Source organism: Enterobacter sp. HSTU-ASh6 (assembly GCF_026319105.1).
Lineage (GTDB): Bacteria > Pseudomonadota > Gammaproteobacteria > Enterobacterales > Enterobacteriaceae > Enterobacter > Enterobacter sichuanensis.
In genome coordinates, this window is the sequence record NZ_WSPD01000001.1 from 161,678 (window position 1) to 177,750 (window position 16,073).

Below are 16,073 nucleotides of genomic sequence, written 5' to 3' on the forward strand. Positions count from 1 at the left end.
GCCATCAGTAGGGGGAGGCATCCAGAAGAATATTGGCGAGTTTAGACGTATTATGGAAAAAGTATACGTCCCCACGAACATGCAGATATACACCGTCGTCTTTAACATCGATTTTCACTTCAGGATCGTTAGTCACCATGAATGGCGTGGCCTGGTTAATATGCGATAAAAATTCTGCCTCTTTTGTTTTTGCATCCAGTAAATAGTAGTGATAGGTGTATGATGTCATGGCTCCGGCATTAGCTTGAGTGACATACAATACAGCCCAGTTATTGACTTTCACTTTTGAACGTAACTCGTGTTCGACAGGGAAATTCATAAAACAGAAAACCCATCCGGCGTAGGCAAGTGCAAATAATACAGGTATGAGAATATAGCGTTTTTTAAAACCCCGTTCTTGTTGCATAGTCTATTCCGCATTTTATCCATTGTTGATCAGTCGGATCATCCCCAAAAGGCGGGAACCATACCAGCCGCAGTACCCACCGCACCATAATGAAAATTGCCAAAATTCTCGTATTCGCGACTATTACTCCTCTCAAGTAAGTCATTGGTATTTTTGCGTAACTTAGTACTTGAGAGCGGGCAAGACTTTTAGGCAAAAGATGCCATGTAAAATATTTATATTTCATAGGGTTATGCTTGTGCTATAGTTATATGTTTAATCAATATCCGACAGTAATACGAGCAACGCTTTTTTAATCAGTATTTTTATGAATTTTCCGCATAAAACCGCTTGCTTTGTCGTCAGCATCGTGCGTAATGATCTTCTGGTTTTGAGTCCAAATAAATATCTGACGTAGTTTTATAAAGCAGTTCTCATCACGTTGTGCCTCTCCGCAGCCTCTCTTGGGTCTTTATCTACATTCCGATTAGTTTTGTTTCAAACCACTGTCGCCTGATCGGCTCATGAGTAATTTTACGTTTTTACGTTTACAGGAGAATCCTATGACTTCTTATATCCATTTTCGCTGCCCTTGCTGTCATGGCTCGCAGTACCGTACCTCAGCCTTTGATGTGTCTGAGAAAAACCCTTACGGCGCGAAATGCATCTTTTGCAAATCGCCAATGATTACGCTGGACCATCTGGCCGCGGCGCGTCAGGCGCAGAACCACGTTACCGGTTACCGTAAGTAATTCATTAAGCAAACTATAACAGTTAGCTAAATCTTCTCTTTTTCTCCTGCTGATATACACTGTCGGTCATAAGGAGAATCTGATGAAAAAATACCAGCGTCTGGCGCAACAAATTATCTCGCAGATCGAACTTGGCGTTTGGCTGCCGGGCGATAAGCTGCCTTCCCTGCGAGAGCAGGTGGCGAGCAGCGGCATGAGTTTTATGACCGTTGGCCACGCGTATCAGATGCTGGAAAGTCAGGGGCGCATTGTCGCCAGACCGCAGTCGGGCTATTACGTTGCCTCGCGCCCGACCGCGCAACAGCCTGCGCCACCCGCCCAGGTCATGCGTGACGAAGCGGTGGATATCAACACCTACATCTTCGAGGTCTTACAGGCCAGCCGCGACCCCTCCGTTGTGCCTTTTGCTTCCGCGTTTCCCGACCCCCGTCTTTTCCCGCTTCAGCAGCTTAACCGCTCGCTGGCGAACGTCAGCAAAACGGCGACGGCGATGAGCGTGATTGAGAATCTGCCGCCGGGTAACGTCGATCTCCGCCACGCCATTGCCCGCCGCTACGCGCAGCAGGGGATGAATATCTCCCCGGAAGAGATCGTGATCACCGCAGGCGCGCTTGAAGCGCTGAATCTCAGCCTGCAGGCGGTCACCGAGCCCGGCGACTGGGTGATTGTCGAAAACCCCTGTTTCTACGGTGCGCTGCAGGCGCTGGAACGCCTTAAACTGAAAGCCCTGGCGATTGCGACGGACGTCCGCGAGGGGATCGATCTCAATGCGCTTGAGCAGGCACTGAATGATTACCCGGTCAAAGCCTGCTGGATCATGACCAACAGCCAGAATCCGCTCGGCTTCACCCTGAGCGCGGAGAAAAAAGCACAGCTTGTCGCGCTGCTGACCCGGCATAACGTGCCGCTGATTGAAGATGACGTTTACAGCGAGCTCTACTTTGGGCGTGAAAAGCCGCTTCCGGCGAAAGCCTGGGATCGCCAGGACATGACGCTACACTGCTCGTCATTTTCGAAATGTCTGGTGGCCGGCTTTCGCATTGGCTGGGTGGCGGCAGGAAAGCACGCGCGGCGCATTCAGCAGCTCCAACTGATGAGCACGCTGTCCACCAGCTCTCCGATGCAGCTGGCGCTGGTGGATTACCTGGCGACCAAACGTTACGACGCCCATCTGCGCCGCCTGCGGCGCACGCTGGCCGAGCGAAAACAGCAGGCCTGGCAGTCGCTGTTGCGTCATATGCCTGCCGGGGTCAAAATTCACCATAACGACAGCGGCTATTTTTTATGGCTCGAACTTCCGGCCCAGCTGGATGCCGGGCTGTTGAGCGAACAGGCGTTGAGTCATCACATCAGCATTGCTCCGGGAAAGATGTTTTCCACCTCTGACGCGTGGACTCCGTTCTTCCGTTTTAATACCTCCTGGGCCTGGGGGGAACGGGAAGAGCAGGCGGTGATACAGTTAGGGAAATTAATTAGCAGTATGCTGAAATAAATATTCCCGCCTTTTACTCAATAATCATTCCTTATCTTTTTACCGGCGCGGCGACTATTTCGCCGCGCTGCGTCATACGAAATGTGCATACTGCCTCTCACGGCTAACCCCTTGTCTATAATCCAGTTAACGGGGAATGCGCCCCCGGTCACACCTTGATGAAATTTCCTTAAGCCGCACGGTGCGGCGCATTTGCGCGGTCTACGTTTATTAAGGGAGATATTTTTACGGCACGGCTGCCGCTAAATTTCATTGCGACAGGAGTAACTCTTATGAGCAAAAAATTTGCCCGCAGCAGCCTGTGTGCGCTCGGCATGACGATCATGACCGCGCAAGCCGCAGAACCGCCAAAAGCCATTGGCGACGGGGAAGGCCGGCTGGATATTATTGCCTGGCCGGGATACATCGAACGGGGGCAGACGGATAAAAATTATGACTGGGTCACCCAGTTTGAAAAAGAGACCGGCTGTGCGGTAAACGTCAAAACCGCGGCAACCTCGGATGAAATGGTCAGCCTGATGGCGAAAGGGGGATACGATCTGGTCACCGCGTCGGGCGATGCATCGCTCCGCCTGATCATGGGCAAACGCGTTCAGCCGATTAACCCCGATCTTATTCCCAACTGGAAAACCCTCGACGCACGGATAGTAAAAGGGGAATGGTTTAACGTCGGCGGGAAAGTCTACGGCACGCCCTATCAGTGGGGTCCCAACCTGCTGATGTACAACACCAAAACCTTCCCGACGCCACCGGACAGCTGGAGCGTGGTCTTTACCAGACAGGATCTGCCGGACGGTAAAACCAATCAGGGACGCGTTCAGGCCTACGACGGTCCGATTTACATCGCCGATGCGGCGCTGTTTGTCAAAGCCACGCAGCCGCAGTTGGGCATCAAAGACCCGTACCAGCTCACGGAGGAACAATATGCCGCCGTGCTTAAGGTGCTTCGCGACCAGCATGCGCTGATCCACCGCTACTGGCACGATACCACCGTCCAGATGAGTGATTTTAAAAATGAAGGCGTCGTGGCCTCCAGCGCGTGGCCGTATCAGGCGAACGCCCTGAAGGCCGAGAACCAGCCCATCGCCACCGTCTTCCCGAAAGAGGGGGTGACCGGCTGGGCAGACACCACCATGCTGCACGCACAGGCAAAACACCCGATGTGCGCCTATAAATGGATGAACTGGTCGCTCACGCCGAAAGTGCAGGGCGATCTGGCCGCCTGGTTTGGCTCGCTTCCTGTCGTCCCGCAAGGGTGTAAGGCCAGCACGCTGCTGGGCGAAAAGGGCTGTGAAACAAACGGGTATAACGAGTTCGACAAAATCATGTTCTGGAAAACGCCGGTCGCAGAAGGCGGCAAATATGTGCCTTACAGCCGCTGGACGCAGGATTACATCGCCATCATGGGTGGCCGTTAATCGCCCGGGAGCAGAACATGACGTACGCGGTAGAGTTTAACAATGTTTCCCGCCTGTACGGCGACGTGCGGGCGGTGGATGGGGTGACCATTGCAATCCGTGACGGAGAGTTTTTCTCCATGCTGGGGCCTTCGGGCTCCGGCAAAACCACCTGCCTGCGGCTGATCGCCGGTTTTGAGCAGCTGTCAGGCGGCACGATTTCTATCTTCGGCAAAGAGGCGAGCGAGCTGCCGCCCTGGGAGCGGGACGTGAACACCGTGTTCCAGGACTATGCGCTGTTCCCGCATATGTCGATCCTCGATAATGTCGCTTACGGGTTGATGGTAAAAGGCGTCGATAAGAAAAAACGCCATGCGCAGGCTCGTGAAGCGCTGGAAAAAGTGGATCTGAGCTTTGCCGTTGCCCGCAAACCTTCACAACTTTCCGGTGGCCAGCGTCAGCGTGTCGCCATCGCCCGGGCGCTGGTCAATGAACCGCGCGTGTTGCTGCTGGACGAGCCGTTAGGTGCGCTCGATCTCAAACTGCGTGAACAGATGCAGTTCGAGCTGAAGAAACTTCAGCAGGAACTCGGCATCACCTTTATTTTCGTCACCCACGATCAGGGCGAAGCGCTGTCCATGTCAGACCGGGTGGCGGTATTCAATAATGGACGCATCGAGCAGGTGGATACCCCACGCGATCTCTACATGCGTCCACGTACGCCGTTTGTTGCTGGTTTTGTTGGCACGTCCAACGTCTTCGATACGGTCCTTGCGCAAAAAATATGCGGCATGGAAGGCGCTTATTCACTGCGTCCGGAACATATTCGCCTTAACCAGAGCGGTGACGTTCAGGTTCAGGGATGCGTGCAGGCCGTTCAGTACCAGGGGGCCGCCACGCGTCTGGAACTGAAACTGGATAATGGCGCAAAACTGCTGGTGAGCCAGGCCAACGTCAGTGACGTCTCGTCGCTGAACGGCGTTGCGCCGGGGCAGGTCGTGATGGCGTCGTGGTCACGCGAGGCGATGATCCGCCTTCACGAGGAGAGGTGAAATGGAGATGAGCGTTGCGCATCCTGGTCCCTCTCGTAGCCGCCTGAGCCGTTTAACCGCACTGTTCTGGCGTAAGCCGTCGCTTGGGCTGTTCCTGCTGCTGCTTGCGCCGCTGATGTGGTTTGGCATTGTCTATTTAGGGTCATTGCTGACCCTGCTGTGGCAAGGGTTTTACACCTTTGATGACTTCACCATGACCGTCACGCCGGATCTGACTCTGGCGAACATCCTGGCGCTCTTCAACCCGGCAAACTACGACATTATCCTGCGTACGTTAACCATGGCGATTGCGGTGACCATTGCCAGCGCTATTCTGGCATTTCCGATGGCGTGGTACATGGCGCGATACACTCACGGCAAGTGGAAGGCGTTTTTCTACATTGCGGTGATGCTGCCGATGTGGGCAAGCTACATCGTCAAAGCCTATGCCTGGACATTGCTGCTGGCGAAAGATGGTGTGGCGCAGTGGTTTCTCAGCCATCTGGGTCTGGAGCCGATCCTGACCTCACTCCTGACGCTTCCGGCTATTGGCGGCAACACGCTTTCCACCTCCGGGCTGGGACGGTTTCTGGTCTTCGTCTATATCTGGCTGCCGTTTATGATCCTGCCGGTCCAGGCGGCGCTGGAACGCCTGCCTGCGTCTTTATTGCAGGCCTCGGCCGATCTCGGGGCGCGACCCCGCCAGACCTTTCGCTACGTCGTTCTGCCGCTGGCCATTCCGGGTATTGCGGCGGGTTCGATATTTACCTTTTCCCTGACGCTGGGGGATTTCATTGTTCCCCAACTGGTGGGGCCGCCGGGCTATTTCATCGGCAATATGGTCTATTCCCAGCAGGGCGCCATTGGCAATATGCCGATGGCCGCCGCGTTCACGCTGGTGCCCATCGTGCTGATTTCGCTTTATCTGGCGTTAGTGAAACGCCTGGGAGCATTCGATGCACTCTGAACGCGCACCACTGTTCCTGAAAGTGGCAGCCTGGGGAGGCGTTATCTTCCTGCACTTCCCGCTGTTGATCATTGCAACCTACGCCTTTAACACCGAAGACGCCGCCTTCAGCTTTCCGCCGCAGGGGCTGACGCTGAAGTGGTTTAGCGTGGCAGCGGGGCGCGGAGACATTATTGAGTCCGTGACGTTGTCACTTCAGATTGCGGCGTTATCCACCGCGATTGCCCTTGTCCTTGGCACGCTTGCTGCAGCGGCCCTGTGGCGAAGCGCGTTTTTTGGCAAGAATGCGATCTCCCTGTTGCTGCTATTGCCGATTGCGTTACCGGGGATCATCACCGGACTGGCGCTGCTGACCGCGTTCAAAACCATCAACCTCGAGCCGGGCTTTTTCACTATCGTGGTGGGGCACGCCACCTTTTGCGTGGTGGTGGTGTTTAACAACGTGATTGCCCGGTTCCGACGCACCTCCTGGAGCCTTGTGGAGGCGTCGATGGATCTTGGGGCCGACGGCTGGCAAACCTTCCGCTATGTTGTGCTGCCCAACCTGGGTTCAGCGCTGCTGGCCGGGGGAATGCTGGCGTTTGCCCTGTCGTTTGACGAGATAATCGTCACAACCTTTACAGCGGGACACGAGCGCACGTTACCGCTGTGGTTGCTTAACCAGCTCGGGCGTCCCCGCGACGTGCCGGTCACCAACGTGGTTGCACTGCTGGTGATGCTGGTTACAACCGTCCCCATTCTGGGAGCCTGGTGGCTAACCCGCGACGGCGAGAATATTGCCGGTAGCGGGAAATAACATTCATTTCAACAGGACAATGCTATGCAAACACATCTGCTGATTAAGGGTGAACTGGTTGCCGGAGAAGGAGAGGTGCAGCCGGTTTATAATCCGGCCACCGGAGAGGTACTGCTGGACATTGCTGAAGCGTCACCGGCCCAGGTCAATGCGGCGGTAGAGGCCGCTGATCGGGCGTTCATCGACTGGGGGCAGACCACGCCCAAAACGCGTGCGGAGTGCCTGCTGAAACTGGCTGACGCCATCGAGGCGAATGGTGAAGAATTTGCCCGGCTTGAATCTCTCAACTGTGGCAAGCCGCTGCACTGCGTTCTGGGGGATGAGATCCCGGCAGTGGTCGATGTTTTCCGTTTCTTTGCCGGGGCGGCCCGCTGCCTGAATGGCCTCGCCGCCGGAGAGTATCTTGATGGCCACACGTCGATGATCCGCCGCGATCCGGTAGGCGTGGTGGCCTCTATCGCGCCGTGGAACTACCCGCTGATGATGGCGGCCTGGAAGCTCGCACCCGCGCTCGCCGCCGGTAACTGCGTGGTAATCAAACCCTCTGAAATTACGCCGCTGACGGCGCTGAAGCTGGCGGAGCTGGCAAAGGACATCTTCCCGGCGGGAGTCCTGAACGTGCTGTTTGGCCGCGGTAAGACGGTCGGCGATCCGCTGACCGGGCATGAAAAAGTCCGCATGGTCTCGCTGACCGGTTCGATTGCGACCGGGGAACATATCATCGGCCATACGGCTTCCTCCATTAAGCGCACCCACATGGAACTGGGCGGCAAAGCGCCGGTTATCGTGTTTGATGACGCCGACCTGGATGCGGTAGTCGAAGGGGTACGGACGTTTGGTTTCTACAATGCCGGGCAGGACTGTACGGCCGCCTGCCGTATTTATGCCCAGAAAGGGATCTATGCTGCGCTCGTGGAAAAACTGGGCGCCGCGGTAGCCAGCCTCAAAATGGGCGCCCCGGAGGATGGGGATACCGAGTTGGGGCCCCTCAGTTCTGCCGCCCATCTTTCACGCGTCTGTCAGGCTGTCGATGAGGCGAAAGCGCTCGGCCATATCCGCGTGGTTACGGGCGGGAGCAAAAAAGAGGGGGCGGGCTACTACTTCCAGCCAACCCTGCTGGCGGGGGCAAAACAGGACGACGCCATCGTCCAGCGCGAGGTGTTTGGCCCGGTGGTGAGCGTCACCGAGTTTGATGACGAGGCGCAGGTGCTGGCCTGGGCGAACGATTCTCAGTATGGCCTGGCCTCATCGGTCTGGACCAAAGACGTGGGCCGCGCGCATCGCCTGAGCGCGCGCCTGCAGTATGGCTGCACCTGGGTGAATACCCATTTTATGCTGGTGAGCGAAATGCCCCATGGCGGCATGAAATTATCCGGCTACGGCAAGGATATGTCGGTCTACGGACTGGAGGATTATACGGTCGTCCGGCACGTCATGATTAAGCACTAAGTCTACGCGCCTGGCCGCTTGCGCGGTCGGGCGTTCACTTTGTCCGTGGTGAGTGTTAAGCAAGATACTCAATTGTTATTAGCCGTAATTTTTAAGTGGTTATTCTGTAACGAAAAAACTTGATCTGTGTCAACATATGACGCATATTGCGTGCGGTTATTTTTTCGGCTCTGGTATACAGAATGACGTTGTATCAAAAGATGTTGGTTTTTTACGCAATCATGGCTTCCATCTGCGCATTAATCACCTGGTTCCTCTCTAAAGACCGCAAACGTATCCGACTGCTCAGTGCTTTTCTGGTGGGGTCAACCTGGCCAATGAGCTTTCCCGTTGCGCTGCTGGTCTCGCTTTTCTGAAGCACGCTTCCATTTTTAAAAGATGAATATGGCATTCAAGATACGGTAACTGTATAAATACACAGTGCATCGTAAAAGGAGTGCTTATGAACAGTTTTTACTCGCAACAGGCCGGTTGCACCGTGCGCTGGCATGATTTGCCCGGCACTGGCGATCCCGTGGTGTTCATTCACGGGTTGGGCTGTGCCGCTTCCTATGAATATCCCCGTGTCGTGCATGACCCTCAGTTCGGGGCGCGCCGGGCCATTCTCATCGATCTGCCGGGTAGCGGCTACAGCGATAAACCTGCGCACTACCGCTACCGAACCACCGATCAGGCTCGTGTCGTCGTGGAGCTGATTAACCATCTCAAACTGGACACCTTCTGGCTGTACGGTCACAGCATGGGCGGCAGTATTGCTATCGAAACGGCGGGGATGCTGCCCGCGCGCGTAAAAGGGCTAATGGTGTCGGAACCCAATTTTCATGCGGGTGGGGGCATGTTCAGCCGGTCTATCGCAGCACAAACCGAGCAACAGTTTCTGGAACAGGGCTATGACGCTATGCTGCGCGCCGAAACCACGGCGTGGGCAGGGTGCCTGCAGAGCAATGCCCCTTACGCCGTCTGGCGCGGTGCCGCGAGTCTGGTGGCGGGCGTTGAGCCGGAATGGGAGGCGCAGTTCCTGTCACTCCCGTGCCCGGTAACGCTGATTTTCGGCGAGCGGTCGCTGCCGGATGACGATGTGGATAATCTGAAGCAGAAGGGCGTTGCGGTAAAAATCATCCCTGCGGCGGGCCACTCAATGTCCTGGGAAAACCCCTCCGCGCTGGCGCAGACGCTAGCCGGGTGTATGACGGAGTGACCGACCGGCGGTGACGGGTCTGCAGCGGTGAAGAATCCAGGCCGGGTAAGCGCAGCGCCACCCGGCAAGAAAGGCGGCTACAGTGTTAATCCGCCCTCAGCGTAATAACGCCTGCAGAGCCTTGCGCGCCCCCGGCTGAACATCATGCGGGTGCTGGTAATCAATGTTCTCTATTGCACGGCTATAGAGCGCAACCAGCCAGTCGTAAACGTACGCAGTGGCCGCATGCACAGGCTGTTCCCCCAGGCGAGTCAGGCGGGGACCGGTGCTGCTGACGACCGGCGTGACGAAGATAGCCTGACCCTTGCGGATGCGGCTGGCCGGACGTGTCGCCACGGGCGTCTGGTCATAACCCAGCCAGCCAATGAAATTGCCCATCACGGCATGCAGTTGCGCCGCGCTACTCTTATCCGCTTCGACAATACGCTGTAGCTGCTGAGGCAGATCCAGCCGGTAGCTGGTGACCACCAGCACATCTGCGATTTGCTGCAACACGGCGGGTTCCAGCCCCAGACGGGCGGCGGTGGCTTCATTGCGGCTCCACTGACGCAGATGGTTTATCCAGACCCGGTGCGCAAGACGCGCTTTGTCTTTTGTCTGGAACTGCGCGGTATTTTCATGGGCGCTGTCGGCAAACAGGTCAATGGTGTCCGTGAACAGCCCGTTAACCTGTTCCTCACGCGGTTGCTGAACGGCCAGCAGCGTTTCAAAGGCTTTGAGCGGCGGCAGCAGACCATCCAGCAGCTCACCGTGGCGGGCGGCGCTGCTTTGCAGCGTGCGTACCATATTTTCCGCCTGAGCACGTCGGGTGCCCGGCTCTTCAACCAGCGGTACCAGATAACTTTGCATCAGCGATGAAAGCGCCTGGCGCAACCCATTTTTCAGGGTGCTGAGACGCTTGTGTCGCAGCGCAGGCAGCGTGGCCTGAGACAGCCACTCGATGACGCGCTGCATGCTGTGACTGTCCAGCGCCTGCAGCGTACCCCAGCGCAAACCCGGCTTGCCGAGCAGGTGTTGAACGGCTTCATCAAGATTCTGCCGGGTAGTGAAGCGGGCGTCATGGGGGGTAATTGCCCAGACCAGGCCCGGCAGAGCAGAGTCTTCCGCGGGCTGCGTCTCCTTGACCCAGTTCATTAACACTTTTGCTTTTTTGGCCGTCTGCTCGTGCTGCGCTGTGGCGTTGCAAATGACCAGCACATCCGGCTCGAGCTGTTGACGGTAATGCTCCAGCAGCCACTGGGATTTCGCCTGACGCAGCGGGTCAGCACCGGTATCTTCAACAAGCGGGATATCAATGATATCGACGTGATCCAGGGCCGCGTTCTCAACCGGCAACACCAGCTCGCGGGTCAGGAAGGCAAGTACATCGACGGGGATGCTGATCGCGTTAAGCATTTCACCGTCATTCAGCGGATGAAGCAGCGTATCCTGGGCGTCCTGCAGGGCTGGCGTACCGTCGTGCGTCAGGAACCCTTCACCCGGCAGCCCAAAGCTATCCACCAGCAGGCTCAGCGGGGCAGCGAGGGCGCTGGCATGGCTGGTCTGATGCAGCACATGGGCCAGGTTTAACCACTGCTGGGTCAGCTCCTGTTGCTCGCCCCACAGCAACGACCAGACGCTGGCGCGCGTGCTGAGATCCAGCGACGGCACCAGCTGGGCAAACTCATGCCACAGGGCGTCATCAATTTGCTGTTTAGCGGCAGGCACCGTGCTCTGCCAGAAGCGGGCAATCGCCCCCACTTCCTGCGCCGTGATGCCGGGCACGCCCTGCGGCTGGCGCAGGCCGCGCCATTTCTCCAGGCGTGTCTCAATAACCGCCTTATCCACCGCGCGTATCTGCGGATGCAGCGTCGTGCGGGTAATGAACAGCTGTACCAGCTCGGCTTCGGTAACCAGACTCAGACGCAGCGGGAATGCCTCGTCCACCACGTCAGGGGTTTCGCGGGTGAAGCGAACGGCCATGTTGGTCAGGGCATGTCCCGGGTTGATATGCGAAAAATAGTCAAAGCTGCGCTGGCCCGGCGTCACGTTCAGGCGGCCATTCCCGCTGCCGCACAGGGACAACAGCAGGTGTGCTTTCGCGCTCTGGGAATGACCGTAAAGCCCGATGCTGCTCTGGCGGGTCATGGCGCGTTCAATGGCCTGCTCACGCGCCTGCACCGCGTTGATGCGGGCAAGCAGGGCGTCGGCATCGTTATCCAGTACAGGGGCGTTCAGGCGCGTCTCATTAATCCACCCGATTAAGGCCTGAGTGGTGGTGGTCGTCGCTGTCATTTCAGGTATACGCTCCCGCTGTCGATCCAGTAATGGCTGCCGCTGTGTCGGCGATCGGCCAGTGTATTCAGTTTGAAGGTTAATGCGTCAGGTGCCACCGGCGTGCCGTCCTGCAGCCAGGCATCGCTCAGTTCAAAGGCCTCCGGGCCCTCCTGCTTGCTGCCGCCGCAGAGTTTGAGCCGAACGTTCAGCACGCCGTCGCCGGCAATCGCTTTCGCCAGTTCAGGTGAGTTAATGCTGAGCGTGTAGAGCGGCGTGGCGGGCCAGCGCGCGTTCGCCAGCTGACGGAAGCCGAGGGTGACGTTACCGCGTAGCGGGAAGTGCAGGCGCGCGTCGAGCTTCGCACCGGGCTTATCGAGGTCGATGTCCTGGTACCAGACGTTTTCCTCGCGCAGGGTATTCACGGTGTTATCCAGAACGCCGAGATAACGCACGGTGGAATACGCCCCAATGTCCGCAGCTTTAAAGTTGAAGCGCGGCAGGCGCAGATCAAGGGCCAGGCTGCAGAGCATGGCTCCCACGGCAGCCGTCGATTTCGGGTTGCCAATCCGCCCCTGCTGGCTGAACGGATACCATTCGTGCACCTGGTATTTATCCAGCCAGACGATGCGGTTAACCGGCACCGGCTGCAGATGGCGAATCAGCGCCTGAACGCCGGGCAGGCAGCCTGGGCGACCGGTGATGAGCAGAATATCGCAGCTGTAATGTGAAATGGCCTCACACACCGCGTGCAACGGCGAGGCCAGCGTAAACTGTCCGCCCAGCATCGCGTCCTGCATTTCGCGGAAATTGACGTGCAGCGGGACGGCGAACAGATCAAAAGCGTCGGAACCGGCCGGCAGGGCATGATCGATGGCCTGCTGCAGATAATTCATCACGTTGCGGGTCGGTTTCTGCGGCAGAAGATCGCCGAAGGTGGCATGCAGTCCGGCCAGCGGATCGTCAACGTCGCTGGATTCCCACGCGGCAAGAATGGCATGACCAATCGGCATAAAGAGCTGAAGGGCCGTTTGCTGGCGAAGTACGGCCTGGGTATCAATGCGTCCGGAGTCGCCGAACAGTGACGCCATCAACAAAGAAGCATCAGCGATGCCCGATTTCTGCAGCTGCGTTTGCAGGGCGGGCAGTACGTAGCGCTGAATCACGTCCAGTAACGTATCGTCGCCCGCCACCTTAAACCCTTCGCGGAACAGGAGCTGCGGAGTGATTTTGACGTTATTGCCGGAGCCGTCATCCAGCTGGTAATGGGTGATCGCCATATCCGTGGTGCCCCCGCCAATGTCGATGGAGGCGACGCGCAACGCCCGGCCCGGCTGCGCACCGGGTTCAGGCTCACGGTCCGGACGAGCAAGGGAGGCGAAGAAGGCTTCCGTCTGACCGCCAAAGCGAGATATTGCTTCGTTATACAGCCAGACCAGTTGACCGCAGCTGGCTTCGTCCCACTCCATCTGGATTTCTGGCACTGGCACCACGCTTTTTTCCTGCTGTTTGCGGGTGACAAAATCCTCATCCTGCGGGTGCCATCCCATCGCTTTCCAGACAATGGCGATGGCTTCGAACATGCGGCGCCGGAAAATTTCGCGCTCCTGCTTAGGCATGGCCGAGGGCAGCGTCAGGATCAGGGTACGCAGCTGGCGCGGCGACGCCGGGAAGCCCAGACGCAGGCGCGTGGCGACGCTGTTGATCTGCCCCAGTGCCTGCGCCAGCAGTTCGCACAGCATGTGCGTCATCAGCGTGCTGCGGCTGTACTGCGGCGAGAAGACCGGCAGTCGCTCATCCTGCGGCAGCGTGAAGAGCGGCTCGCCGTCATCGTTCATCAGGTTCATCAGCGGGAACGCGGTGGCAAGCGGTTCACGCTGGGTTTTGCTGTTCATCTGGCTAAAGCGCCAGTCCTGTACCACCGGTGTTTCATCCCACAGGTAGCGACGCGGGCTGGAGATGCCGCTGTTACCTTCGGTTCCGAGACGCTGCATCGCCAGCTTGCGGGCCTCATCACCGACGCGGACAATCGACGGCCAGACAAAGGCATCTTCGCGACCGCTTTCAACCGAGAAGTGCTGCTTACCAAAACGCGCCTCCGAAAACTCAAGACGGCTGGTAAACAGCGGCTCATTGAGGAACTGCGGCTCGCTTAATGAGCGTACCTGCAGTTCGGCGGTCTGGCGTAGACCATCGTTCGCATCGCCGTGGTCTTCAATAATCACGCCGCAGGTGTGGGTATTCCCCACGTCGAGGATCAGGTCGACCGGAATGGCCGGGGTGCTGAGCGTATGGGTAACAAATTTGACTTCCGGCACGGTGAGCTGTTCACCGAGCATAGTCAACAGGTTAAGCCAGTGCGCCTGATACTCAAAACTGCGCATCGCCTGCTGCAGGTCGCGCTCGGAACGGTTTTCTACGCCATCGGCATACTGGGTAAACGCCTCGCGCAGCCAGCCGTCAATCCAGGTTTGATCGAGGAAATTTTCAACTTCCGCATCGCGCCATGCCAGGGCAAAGCGGGTCCCGTTCAGGATATCGTTCTCAACCGGGGAGAGGGCGGACGTGGCATGTCCGGCAATCTGGCTGTCAAGCGCCAGGGTCACACGGTGGGTATTGCCTGCCGTGTCGGGGGTGTCAAGCTTGCGCACCTGTACGCGGGCCCAGTTATCCGGCCCTTCTACAAAGGTCCGCGGCGGGTTGAAGCGCAGGAAAGGCACGGGGAGCCAGACGCCGTCCAGAACCGCCAGCGACTGATGCAGCGGGATGGTGGTTTCCGGTTTGACCACTTCAGGCTGCCCACCGTTAATGCCCGGCAGGGTATAGCGCCCGTTAACCATGTCGAAATCGAGTCGTAAAAGCGGGCCATTCGCGGTTTTACGTACGAAGCGCCCGTGACTGGCGGTGTCCTGCGGCGTCAGGCCGAAATCCAGGAACTGCACGCCGCTGTTAGCAATAAGCGTGACGCTTTGTTTATAGTCGCAAAGATTTACCAGCATAGGATCAGGCACCTGCTTTCTTGAACGTCAGTGGAACGACGGTGTTGGCATCATAACGCGCGCGACATTCTGCGATATCGCTGGTGCCTGCTTTACAGGCAACTTCCGGCATCGGGTAGCGGGAACCGTCGGTGCAGCGGGCAGTACCGCGACTCTTGATCATCAGTTCGCCATTGCTGTGCAGCCCGGAGAAGACTTCCGCGCGGCAGACAATGTTGTCGCCATGAACAATACGGGCGAAGCCTTTATTGTTCTGGATTTGATAGCGCATTGACGGCGGCTTGCCGGTCACCGGATCTTTTACGTCGAGGATGGCGCGCCAGGTGCCGTTCAGGAAACGCGTGGATCCCGCTTTTACCTGATGCGCTTCCATTACCATGGCATCTTTCGGGATGGCGGCAATCACCACCGGAGCGGGCTGTGGCGCAGGCGCAGGCTCTTTCTCTTTGCTGGCCACCACCTCTGCCTGATGCAGCGGTAACGTCATCGCCAGCGGCTCAACCGCTTTAATCGGCTTTGGCGCAATCTCCACGGGCTGAGGGGCGGGTGTCGGTGCGGGCTCGGCGGAAGGCGCCTGTTTTGGCCACAGCAGCGGCGCGGCGATGGCGGCAACGATCACGGCAGCAACCGGCAGCGTCCACAGGGGGATACGACGTTTTTTCGCGACAACCGCCGGGGCCGGTTCCTCTACGGGTTGCGCAACAACCGGGGCTGGCTCAGGTTCGTACAGCTCTTCCGGCGTAATGCGCACCACTGTAGAAGGGGCGACCAGCGGCTCGTCAGCGTGCTCAAAGGTCACCACCGGTTCGGGTTCCGGCTCGGGTTCAGGATCGTCAATCACAACGGGGTCAGGTTCAGGGATCAGGGATACACGCAGGCAGTCTAGGACATCGTCGCGCGCATTTTCGTTGAGGTTTACAAATCCCCAGAAGCTGATCACCGGTTTTCCATCCACCAGGAAAAGGAAATTTTCACCCGGGAACTGAAACGCCTTTGACAACAGAGAGCCAAAAAGCTGTTGCGCAGTTTTGGGCGACTGGAGGTATTTCTTGCTTAACGACTCGACGCTGGCGAGCGTGTTTTCCAGATAGCGCAGGGCGCGATAACGGTCATCTTCACCGACCGCTTTCCAGCTGGTTACGCTCCCTTCAACAGGAGAATACCAGTCCACGCGGTCACCGCTGTCGTTGACCTGAGGAATAGCCAGACAGTCGACGATGGCCTGCTGTTTGCGCAACCGGAGCGCTTCCCGGATTTGTAACGCTGATTCGAAAACGGCTTGTCCGCCGCCGCCAACGGCCTGAAAATCATCCAGATTACCGCTGCGTAAAAGAGTTTTTGCCACGATTTGATC

13 protein-coding genes are annotated in these 16,073 nt (G+C 57.6%); 9 read left to right on the top strand and 4 right to left on the bottom strand.

Annotated features, from left to right (window positions below):
* Window positions 1-4: 4 nt before the first annotated feature.
* Entirely contained in the window at window positions 5-406 is a 402-nt protein-coding gene (locus tag GM298_RS00795) for a hypothetical protein (protein ID WP_266153299.1), read from the bottom strand.
* A 542-nt stretch (window positions 407-948) separates the two neighbouring features.
* Here GM298_RS00795 and GM298_RS00800 point away from each other — a divergent pair.
* The 9 genes from GM298_RS00800 to GM298_RS00840 all read left to right on the top strand — a co-directional run bounded on the left by GM298_RS00800 (window position 949) and on the right by GM298_RS00840 (window position 9,467).
* A complete protein-coding gene (locus tag GM298_RS00800) occupies window positions 949-1,137 on the top strand; it encodes a hypothetical protein (RefSeq protein ID WP_032672600.1) in 189 nt (62 codons plus the stop codon).
* Between the two features lie 82 nt (window positions 1,138-1,219).
* Window positions 1,220-2,629 (top strand): PLP-dependent aminotransferase family protein, encoded by a 1,410-nt coding sequence (locus tag GM298_RS00805; protein ID WP_025759115.1) that lies wholly within the window; start codon window positions 1,220-1,222, stop codon window positions 2,627-2,629.
* Between the two features lie 272 nt (window positions 2,630-2,901).
* Entirely contained in the window at window positions 2,902-4,047 is a 1,146-nt protein-coding gene (ydcS, locus tag GM298_RS00810; protein WP_045285054.1) for a putative ABC transporter substrate-binding protein YdcS, read from the top strand.
* A gap of 17 nt (window positions 4,048-4,064) precedes the next feature.
* Window positions 4,065-5,078, top strand: coding sequence for an ABC transporter ATP-binding protein (locus tag GM298_RS00815; RefSeq protein ID WP_266153300.1), 1,014 nt, complete (start codon window positions 4,065-4,067; stop codon window positions 5,076-5,078).
* Between the two features lie 7 nt (window positions 5,079-5,085).
* Window positions 5,086-6,024, top strand: a complete 939-nt coding sequence (locus GM298_RS00820) for an ABC transporter permease (RefSeq protein ID WP_416347184.1) — start codon at window positions 5,086-5,088, stop codon at window positions 6,022-6,024.
* Window positions 6,014-6,820, top strand: a complete 807-nt coding sequence (locus tag GM298_RS00825) for an ABC transporter permease (RefSeq protein ID WP_252086893.1) — start codon at window positions 6,014-6,016, stop codon at window positions 6,818-6,820. Before GM298_RS00820 ends, GM298_RS00825 begins: the two co-directional genes overlap by 11 nt.
* A gap of 24 nt (window positions 6,821-6,844) precedes the next feature.
* Window positions 6,845-8,269, top strand: coding sequence for an aminobutyraldehyde dehydrogenase (gene patD, locus GM298_RS00830; RefSeq protein ID WP_095440575.1), 1,425 nt, complete (start codon window positions 6,845-6,847; stop codon window positions 8,267-8,269).
* A 182-nt stretch (window positions 8,270-8,451) separates the two neighbouring features.
* Window positions 8,452-8,625, top strand: coding sequence for a GhoT/OrtT family toxin (locus GM298_RS00835; protein WP_013096478.1), 174 nt, complete (start codon window positions 8,452-8,454; stop codon window positions 8,623-8,625).
* An 86-nt stretch (window positions 8,626-8,711) separates the two neighbouring features.
* Window positions 8,712-9,467 carry an alpha/beta fold hydrolase gene (locus tag GM298_RS00840; protein WP_266153305.1) on the top strand — a complete coding sequence of 252 codons (756 nt, stop codon included), beginning with the start codon at window positions 8,712-8,714 and terminating at the stop codon, window positions 9,465-9,467.
* Window positions 9,468-9,563: 96 nt separating this feature from the next.
* On the opposite strand, the gene GM298_RS00845 is transcribed toward GM298_RS00840, so the two are convergent.
* From GM298_RS00845 to GM298_RS00855, 3 genes are read right to left on the bottom strand one after another with little or no spacing between them, the layout of a single operon-like run.
* Entirely contained in the window at window positions 9,564-11,741 is a 2,178-nt protein-coding gene (locus GM298_RS00845; RefSeq protein ID WP_266153306.1) for a virulence factor SrfC family protein, read from the bottom strand.
* Window positions 11,738-14,719, bottom strand: coding sequence for a virulence factor SrfB (locus GM298_RS00850; RefSeq protein ID WP_095451228.1), 2,982 nt, complete (start codon window positions 14,717-14,719; stop codon window positions 11,738-11,740). The genes GM298_RS00845 and GM298_RS00850 overlap by 4 nt, the downstream gene beginning before the upstream one ends.
* A gap of 4 nt (window positions 14,720-14,723) precedes the next feature.
* Window positions 14,724-16,064, bottom strand: a complete 1,341-nt coding sequence (locus GM298_RS00855; RefSeq protein ID WP_266153308.1) for an SrfA family protein — start codon at window positions 16,062-16,064, stop codon at window positions 14,724-14,726.
* Between the last annotated feature and the right edge of the window lie 9 nt (window positions 16,065-16,073).

What these genes read in the sequence shown, in the direction of transcription:
- GM298_RS00795 (WP_266153299.1), bottom strand. Translation starts at nt 406, where the DNA reads ATGCAACAAGAACGGGGTTTTAAAAAACGCTATATTCTCATACCTGTA.
- GM298_RS00850 (WP_095451228.1), bottom strand. Translation starts at nt 14,719, where the DNA reads ATGCTGGTAAATCTTTGCGACTATAAACAAAGCGTCACGCTTATTGCT.
- GM298_RS00800 (WP_032672600.1), top strand. Translation starts at nt 949, where the DNA reads ATGACTTCTTATATCCATTTTCGCTGCCCTTGCTGTCATGGCTCGCAG.
- GM298_RS00845 (WP_266153306.1), bottom strand. Translation starts at nt 11,741, where the DNA reads ATGACAGCGACGACCACCACCACTCAGGCCTTAATCGGGTGGATTAAT.
- GM298_RS00805 (WP_025759115.1), top strand. Translation starts at nt 1,220, where the DNA reads ATGAAAAAATACCAGCGTCTGGCGCAACAAATTATCTCGCAGATCGAA.
- GM298_RS00820 (WP_416347184.1), top strand. Translation starts at nt 5,086, where the DNA reads ATGAGCGTTGCGCATCCTGGTCCCTCTCGTAGCCGCCTGAGCCGTTTA.
- GM298_RS00840 (WP_266153305.1), top strand. Translation starts at nt 8,712, where the DNA reads ATGAACAGTTTTTACTCGCAACAGGCCGGTTGCACCGTGCGCTGGCAT.
- GM298_RS00825 (WP_252086893.1), top strand. Translation starts at nt 6,014, where the DNA reads ATGCACTCTGAACGCGCACCACTGTTCCTGAAAGTGGCAGCCTGGGGA.
- GM298_RS00835 (WP_013096478.1), top strand. Translation starts at nt 8,452, where the DNA reads ATGACGTTGTATCAAAAGATGTTGGTTTTTTACGCAATCATGGCTTCC.
- ydcS (WP_045285054.1), top strand. Translation starts at nt 2,902, where the DNA reads ATGAGCAAAAAATTTGCCCGCAGCAGCCTGTGTGCGCTCGGCATGACG.
- patD (WP_095440575.1), top strand. Translation starts at nt 6,845, where the DNA reads ATGCAAACACATCTGCTGATTAAGGGTGAACTGGTTGCCGGAGAAGGA.
- GM298_RS00815 (WP_266153300.1), top strand. Translation starts at nt 4,065, where the DNA reads ATGACGTACGCGGTAGAGTTTAACAATGTTTCCCGCCTGTACGGCGAC.